This is a genomic window from Bacteroidota bacterium (genome assembly GCA_030706565.1).
Lineage (GTDB): Bacteria > Bacteroidota > Bacteroidia > Bacteroidales > JAUZOH01 > JAUZOH01.
The window spans coordinates 1-7,318 of record JAUZOH010000195.1; the positions used below are offsets into that span (position 1 = coordinate 1).

Sequence of the window (7,318 nt, forward strand, 5' to 3'; positions counted from 1 at the left end):
GATCTCGCCCTCGGAATTCAATGGGTTTATGAAGATGACAAACGTTGGGAAACACTTTCTTCAGAAGCCAGGCTAAAAGTTTTAAGAGATTATTCCTGCATCAAAATTGCCGGAGAACACCTAAACCTTTATCAAAAAATCCTTAACGGATCAGCAATAAAGCCAAATGCTCAAAATATAATAAAATCTTCAATTTTAGACTTTCCCCCAAAGAGAGTCAACTGATCAGCTTTAAATTACTCGGATTTTATTTTTTGCAGTATCCTTGTAAATTCAGGTGAGCTGCTTATTTCAGCAAAAACAGGGTCCTGTTCCAACTTCTTTTTATCGCTAAAGCCCAGTTCAACAGCCTTATTTAACGATGAAAGAGCCTCTTTGTTTTTACCCAGTTCTATATAAAGCCAGGAATACAAATAATAACAATCAGGATTAGCAGGATCAGACAATCGATAAATTTTTGCAAACTTTTCAGCATTGTTGATATCCTGTTCCGACAGGGCATGACTTAGATAAGTATAGGACATTAGACTGACAAAGCCCAAAAGACGTTTGTTCATTGAATTTTCATCCCCGTTCTTACCTTTTTGATTGGACAATCTGACTAATTCAGGTTGCCACCAGGAAATACTCTTCTCCATAAAAGCGGCACTATACTTCTTTTGCATAGAAAATTCAACATTTGTAATTTTCTCCATACGATCCAAATGATTTTTCACTTCTACTGAATTTTTTAAATTTTGAAGTTGCTTATTATAAGAAGTCAAATCACACAAACCATTCAAACAATCGGAGGTAAATTTCAAAATCTCATATTTTTCCAAAATATCTTTTGTACCGGCCACAGAAGTATTCTGCGAGCGGGCGAACTCATCAATCAACGTCTGATCAACAGGAGTAAGTTTGTTTCTCATTGCATTCATCTGCATCCAGGTTAAAGCCTGATCCAAAACCGGCTGAGGAGGCCATGCATGTTTTCCTTTATAAGACAGGAAATAATGTTTCAACAAAGACTGATTAAGGTCTTTATCAAGGTTATACATTTCCAGAAAATTCATATCCTCGGTTCCGGCAATTCCAATAAAATCGAAACGGTTTTTCATGGCCGGATCTGGTTGAAATCCAGCCGAACAAGCAATCACTCCGGCCACTCCGCCATAGGAGGCAGCAACATAGCAGGCAAGTCTTGCTCCTCCTGAATGACCCGCAGTATATACCCTTCTGCTGTCAATTGAAATTTTTTCATGAGTATCGTCTAAAAGGTGATTGATTATATAATTATAATCATCACCAGATAAGCCATTTTTGGAATTATTGGAACCAATTACAACAAAACCCAGTTTTTCCGCTAAATGTTGAAATAACTTTACAGGGACATTGCCATGCCCATGGGAATCAAAGGCATAAATCACAGGCCAACGCCTGGAGGGAGTATAATGAGCAGGCAGATAAAGGGCATAACTTTGGGAAGCATCCTTGCGGCAGCATATAGAATCAATTACCTTGCCTTTTTCAACTGTTTTATTAAATCTTTCGGCCACATCGGCAGACAATCTTGATCCGTTCCGGGAAGAGCAGGAAAAGCAGGTCAAAATCAATGAAACCAGACATAAAATTTTTCGTGCAGATGACATTTTAATTTATTTTGAGCGCCTAAATTACAATATTTTCTTATTCCCTTGCTTAAAAAATCGAGGAAGTAAACAAGAACCCATACTTGTCCCAATAAAAAAGTAACGATATTTCAATATTAGTCACCAAATTCCCAAAAAAAAAGCGGCCTTAAAAAGGCCGCTTTTTTTTATGACTAGTTAAAAATTATTGAACTATAGATTTAAAAGTTGCATCGTTGAAGAATTTGAGGAATTCAACATCCTTCTGAGCATAAGCTTTGTAAGATGCATCTTTAGCAACAGCAGAACGAAGGTTGCTGAACATTACATCATTGTTACCAGAACGGGAAGCAGCCACAGCTTTAAGATAATATCCCAATGGGCATTCAGGAGCATTGCCTAAAGTAGTAATAGCAGCATCATATTGTCCATTGAGTAATTTAGCCAAACCGGCATTAACTTCATTTGCATTACCGAAGTAGTTCACAGCTGATGGATAATCACCGCTAATAATCTTTACAATTCCAAGATTATAATTCACTGCACTACCGGCAGCTGCAGCAGAAGTAAATAAGTTTTCGGCAGCTTTATTATCACCTTCAAGTAAAGCGACACAACCGAGGTTATTTCTGATGATATCGTCATCTTTTATAGCTTTTGCAGCTTCAAATGAAGATTTAGCATCAGCAATCTTGTTTAATTGTAAATAAGTGTAACCTAAATTATTTTTAACTCTAACATCATCTGGATATTTCTTTTCGGCAGCCTGATAAATTGACAATTTGGTATCATTGTCGTTGGTCAGGGAAGCAGCATAAAGAAGTTCTTCCAGATTCAAAGAATCGGGGTTTGAAGCAGAAAGTTGTTTGAGTTGTTCATCAGATTTGCCGATTACATTAATTTTAGCAATCATCTTTGACCTTCTCAACTGAGGAAGGATCTTATCAGCAATTTCTTCAAAAGCCTTGGAAATATTTCTGATTTCTCTTTCACGAACATCAGGATCAGAATACATTGAAAGAACGCGCAATACCAAATCCTTATCCTTAATATCAGATTTTTCCATCAAATCCTTAAATCCATCCCAATCTTCAGGAGTAGACATCATACTGAAAAGGCTGTCCATCTTTGAATTCAAAGTTTCTTTTTTAGAAGCTTTTTTGCCTTTTTTAGCAGCTTTTTCACTTAAAAATTCTTTCAAGAATTTGTCAGCAGAAACTTTTCTTTCATTAGCCAAATTGGCATTAAGACTTTGAGGGCCATCAGGTGAAGCATAAGCAGAAATCACGATGTTGCTCAGCTGTCTTTTCTGACTATCGGAAGCAGCATTTTTAATATATTCCCTAAGTTTTTTAACTTCTTCCTTGTTTAATTCTGTAGGCCGTACATTAGCTTTATTCATCAGATAAAGAATATCAGCCTCATAGGAATCTCCGGTTACACGCTGGAAATTATCCTTCATGGTTAAAGCTTTAGGATCTTTAACGACTAAAGAAGCGGTTGCTTTAACACCATTAGCGATTTTAATGGTGCCCCAATCAACTTTTTTATCTTTTACAGATGCCGTCAATTTCAGGATCAGGTCAGAAACCATCATATCCTTATTATAATCAACAGTACCACCCAGGCTATAATCACCACCTTCTTTATATTTGATTACTTTGTTGTTTGCCTGAACTTTTTCTCCCTGGAAAGCTACAGTAGGATAAGCAGTTTCGCCATTAGTATATTTCAACACAGGAGTAACCTCAAGGATAGCTTTTTTATTAAAAAATTTCGGTGGAAAATTACCACTGATAGCAACTTCTACTTTACCGCCTTTCATTTCTAAAACTTCAGGGGTAACAGTAGGTTTGAGAGTACCAACAGTTTCTTTCATCTTGTTTAGACCTCCGCAACTGCTTAAAACAACTGCAACCATTGCGAAAGATGCTAAATAACTAAATTTCATTCTCTTCATAGTTAAAGGGTTATTTGTTTTTACTTTTCTATAATATCCAAAAATACTAATTTTTTACAACACAAACTTAAAAATGTTTTCATTAAAAAAAAACAATAGTTATAAATATTTGATTCACAGAGCCGATTTTGGAATATTCAAGCAGCATTTTTGCAATAAAATCAGAAGGAAAACAAAAATATATTCTATATTTTTTTATTTCAGCCTTTGAAAAAACAGGGGTATTACTAAAAATTGATTTCCGTTCTAAATTTAATCCCAAAAATATATAAAAAAAGGACGATGAAAAATTCATGTCCTTTATTATATAAACCAGTAAAAAAAGTCAATTTTTATTCCTTGACGTCAGCCTTTGCAGGTTTGGGAAGTAAAACCTTTCTGGATAATTTTAATTTTCCGGTTTTCTTATCAATATCAATTAATTTGACTTCTATTTCCTGTCCTTCTTTTAAAACATCCTCAACTTTTTCTATCCGTCTCCACTCTATTTCAGAAATATGAAGCAAACCGTCCTTACCCGGAAGAATTTCGATAAAAGCGCCAAATGGCATAATTGATTTTACTTTACCCTTATAGATTTTCCCTACTTCAGGAACTTCAACAATAGCGTTAATCCTGCGCATTGCAGCATCAAGAGCCTCCTTGTTTTCGCCGAATACACTAACAAAACCCTTTGAATCAACTTCTTCAATAGTGATGGTGGTCTTGGTATCGCTCTGGATTTCCTGAATAATTTTACCTCCAGGACCGATTAAAGCGCCAATAGTTTCCTTAGGAATAGTAATCTGAACAATCCGCGGAGCATGAGGTTTATAATCAGCACGGGGTTCAGGAATAGTTTCCAAAAGTTTTCCCAAAATAAAATGACGTCCTTCTTTAGCTTGTGCCAAAGCCTTACCTAAAATATCGTAAGACAAACCGTCGATCTTAATATCCATCTGGCAGGCCGTAATACCCTCTATGGTTCCACAAACTTTAAAGTCCATATCTCCAAAGTGGTCTTCATCCCCCAAAATATCGGAAAGAACTGCAAATTTACCACTAGCATCGGTAATCAATCCCATTGCAATACCTGATACAGGTCTCTTAATTTTAACACCGGCGTCCATCAAGGCCATAGTACCGGCACAAACAGTTGCCATGGAAGAAGAGCCATTGGATTCCAATATTTCAGAAACCACACGAATTGCATAAGGATTTTCAATATCAGGGGGTATCATTCTTTTCAAGGCACGATGGGCAAGATTTCCGTGTCCTATTTCTCTGCGGCTTAAACCTCTGGCTGATTTTGCTTCTCCAGTGGCAAATGGAGGAAAATTATAATGAAGCACAAATTTTTCCCTACCCTGCATCAAAACTTCATCAATTATTTTTTCATCAAGCTTGGTACCCAGTGTAACCGAAGCAAGTGCCTGAGTTTCACCGCGGGTAAAAATAGCTGAACCATGAGCAGCAGGCAGACAGTCGACTTCACACCAAATTGGCCTGATTTCATTGGTCTTACGGCCGTCAATACGTATACCTTCGTCAAGAATCATATTACGTATAGCTTCACGAATTAATTTTTCGTAATCACGTTTAATGATATTAATCTTAACGTTGATTTCTTCTTCGGTCAGATTACCTTCCCATTCAGCTTTTTTGCTTTCTATAAAATCTTCTTTGATCTTGGTAAATCCATCATCACGTTGATGTTTTGGCAATGCAGATTTACCGATTTGATAGATCTTATCATAGGCATAATCGTGCAAAGCTTTAGTAAGCTCTTCATCCTGAGGTTCAGGTTCATATTCCCGCTTTTGCTTGTTTACAGCTTTAGCCAGTTCCATCTGAACCTTGCATTGCTCCTTAATATAATTGTGGGCGAATTTCAAAGCTTCCGCCATGTCATCTTCAGAAACTTCATTCATTTCGCCTTCAACCATAGAAATATTATCGTAGGTTGCCCCCACCATAATTTCTATATCAGCTTTCCCCAGTTCAGAGAAAGAAGGATTAACAATGAATTTTCCATCTACACGGGCCACTCTTACTTCTGAAACAGGTCCGTTAAATGGGATATCAGAAACCATTAATGCAGAAGAAGCAGCCAAACCGGCTAATGCGTCAGGCGCAATATCCTTTTCTGCAGAAATAAGGTTAATAGTAACAAAGGTTTCAGCATGATAGTCATCAGGGAACAAAGGCCTTAAGGCACGGTCAACCAGACGTGCAATCAATATTTCATAATCTCCGGCCTTGGATTCTCTTTTCATGAAACCACCGGGGAAACGTCCCACTGAATAGAATTTCTCTTTATACTCAACAGACAGAGGCATAAAATCCGTGTCGGGTTTTACTTCTTTTGCGGATACCACAGTAGCCAGCAACATCGTGCCCCCCATCTTAACAACAACTGATCCGTCGGCTTGTTTGGCTAATTTTCCAGTCTGGATGGTTATCTGTCGGCCATCACCCAAATCAATTGTTTTTTCAATTACATTCAACATACAAATTACTTTACTTAATCTTTATCGTTTTTTTCCTTTTAAATTTATTGCAACCGTTGAGAAAGATTTACATCATTCAGGAAGGAAGAATAAAAATTTATTCTTCCCTTTATGTGGAGAAAGCCTGTTATAAAAAAAGGCAATTTCAGGAATTGCCTTTACTTTCTGATATTCAATGTTTTAATGACAGTACGATATCTTTCAATATCAACTTCCATTAAATAATCCAATAATCTTCTTCTTTTGCCTACCAACATCATCAAAGCTCTTTGAGTGCTAAAATCTTTACGATTATTCTTCAAATGTTCTGTAAGATAATTGATTCGTTCAGTAAACAAAGCTATCTGACCTTCAGCCGAACCTGTATTTGTTTCAGCTTTGCCAAATTGAGCAAAAATTTCCTTCTTCCTAGTGTTTGTCAAATACATATTTTAATATTATTTATTTGTTGGTATACAATTAAGAAAGTGCAAAATTATTTATTTTTTTTAATAATTCAATATTATTATCAGAAAAGTTTTTTAATATAATCTTTCCTTTATATTTCTTGAAATTGAAAAAAACAAACAAATCTTATGCAAACTGAAGATTTCCTAATTGATCGGCTAAAGTATCAATAAATTTTTGTAAAGGTTTACTAACCAAAGCTTTTATCATAGGATTAACTTCCGCATGAATGGTCAACCTCACTTTGGTATCATAAGGGGCAACCTGTTTAAGCTGAATCCAGAAGAAAAAATCATTTTTCATCCCTTCCCCGGCAATTTTAATTGTTTTAAAGGGTTCGAGATTAACAATATGCAATCCTACCTTCCCGGCCGGCGGAACGGAAAAATGGCAGGTATCCTGCGTTGCTTCAAAATCTTTTACTTTATCAGAAGGAATTAAATGTTTTAGATTATTAAAATCAGACAGAAAATTATAAATATTTTCATCGCTTTGTCTGATGGTACCAATTTTACTTTCAAGCTTGAGCATCTGTAAAAAATTAAGGCTTCCAGTTTTGAGGATCTTCTCTCCATTTTTTCAAAACCAGCAATTCATTTTGATTAATATAATTTATTTCCAAGGCACAATTTACCAGGGTATTGTAATTGGTCAGGGTATAAAACGGGCAGTTGGCATTTTTGAAGTTTTCAATGGCCTTGTCAAAGCCATAGGAGAAAATAGCTACCAGCCCAAGCACCCGGCACCCGGCTTTTCTTAAAGATTCCACAGCTTTTAAGCTACTGCCCCCGGTAGAAATAAGATCTTCTACC

At 36.2% G+C, this 7,318-nt stretch carries 7 protein-coding genes; 1 reads left to right on the top strand and 6 read right to left on the bottom strand.

Going from position 1 to position 7,318, the window contains the following annotated elements:
* On the top strand, positions 1-225 hold a 225-nt coding region (locus tag Q8907_10485; protein ID MDP4274694.1), incomplete at its 5' end, for a hypothetical protein.
* 11 nt (positions 226-236) lie between these two features.
* On the opposite strand, the gene Q8907_10490 is transcribed toward Q8907_10485, so the two are convergent.
* From Q8907_10490 to Q8907_10515, 6 genes are all read right to left on the bottom strand, one after another.
* Complete coding sequence (locus tag Q8907_10490) at positions 237-1,631, bottom strand: hypothetical protein (GenBank protein MDP4274695.1); 1,395 nt, start codon at positions 1,629-1,631, stop codon at positions 237-239.
* Between the two features lie 184 nt (positions 1,632-1,815).
* Positions 1,816-3,561 (bottom strand): hypothetical protein, encoded by a 1,746-nt coding sequence (locus Q8907_10495; protein MDP4274696.1) that lies wholly within the window; start codon positions 3,559-3,561, stop codon positions 1,816-1,818.
* 341 nt (positions 3,562-3,902) lie between these two features.
* On the bottom strand, positions 3,903-6,059 hold the full coding sequence (locus Q8907_10500; protein ID MDP4274697.1) for a polyribonucleotide nucleotidyltransferase: 2,157 nt from the start codon (positions 6,057-6,059) through the stop codon (positions 3,903-3,905).
* A 158-nt stretch (positions 6,060-6,217) separates the two neighbouring features.
* On the bottom strand, positions 6,218-6,487 hold the full coding sequence (rpsO, locus tag Q8907_10505; GenBank protein MDP4274698.1) for a 30S ribosomal protein S15: 270 nt from the start codon (positions 6,485-6,487) through the stop codon (positions 6,218-6,220).
* Between the two features lie 145 nt (positions 6,488-6,632).
* The gene (locus Q8907_10510; protein ID MDP4274699.1) at positions 6,633-7,037 is read right to left on the bottom strand and encodes an SRPBCC domain-containing protein; all 405 of its coding nucleotides are present in this window, start codon (positions 7,035-7,037) and stop codon (positions 6,633-6,635) included.
* Positions 7,038-7,047: 10 nt separating this feature from the next.
* Positions 7,048-7,318 (bottom strand): orotate phosphoribosyltransferase (locus tag Q8907_10515; GenBank protein MDP4274700.1); only part of this gene is annotated, 271 nt, incomplete at its 5' end.

Coding starts and splice junctions, on each gene's coding strand:
- Q8907_10495 (MDP4274696.1), bottom strand. CDS start 3,561: ATGAAATTTAGTTATTTAGCATCTTTCGCAATGGTTGCAGTTGTTTTA.
- rpsO (MDP4274698.1), bottom strand. CDS start 6,487: ATGTATTTGACAAACACTAGGAAGAAGGAAATTTTTGCTCAATTTGGC.
- Q8907_10490 (MDP4274695.1), bottom strand. CDS start 1,631: ATGTCATCTGCACGAAAAATTTTATGTCTGGTTTCATTGATTTTGACC.
- Q8907_10500 (MDP4274697.1), bottom strand. CDS start 6,059: ATGTTGAATGTAATTGAAAAAACAATTGATTTGGGTGATGGCCGACAG.
- Q8907_10510 (MDP4274699.1), bottom strand. CDS start 7,037: ATGCTCAAGCTTGAAAGTAAAATTGGTACCATCAGACAAAGCGATGAA.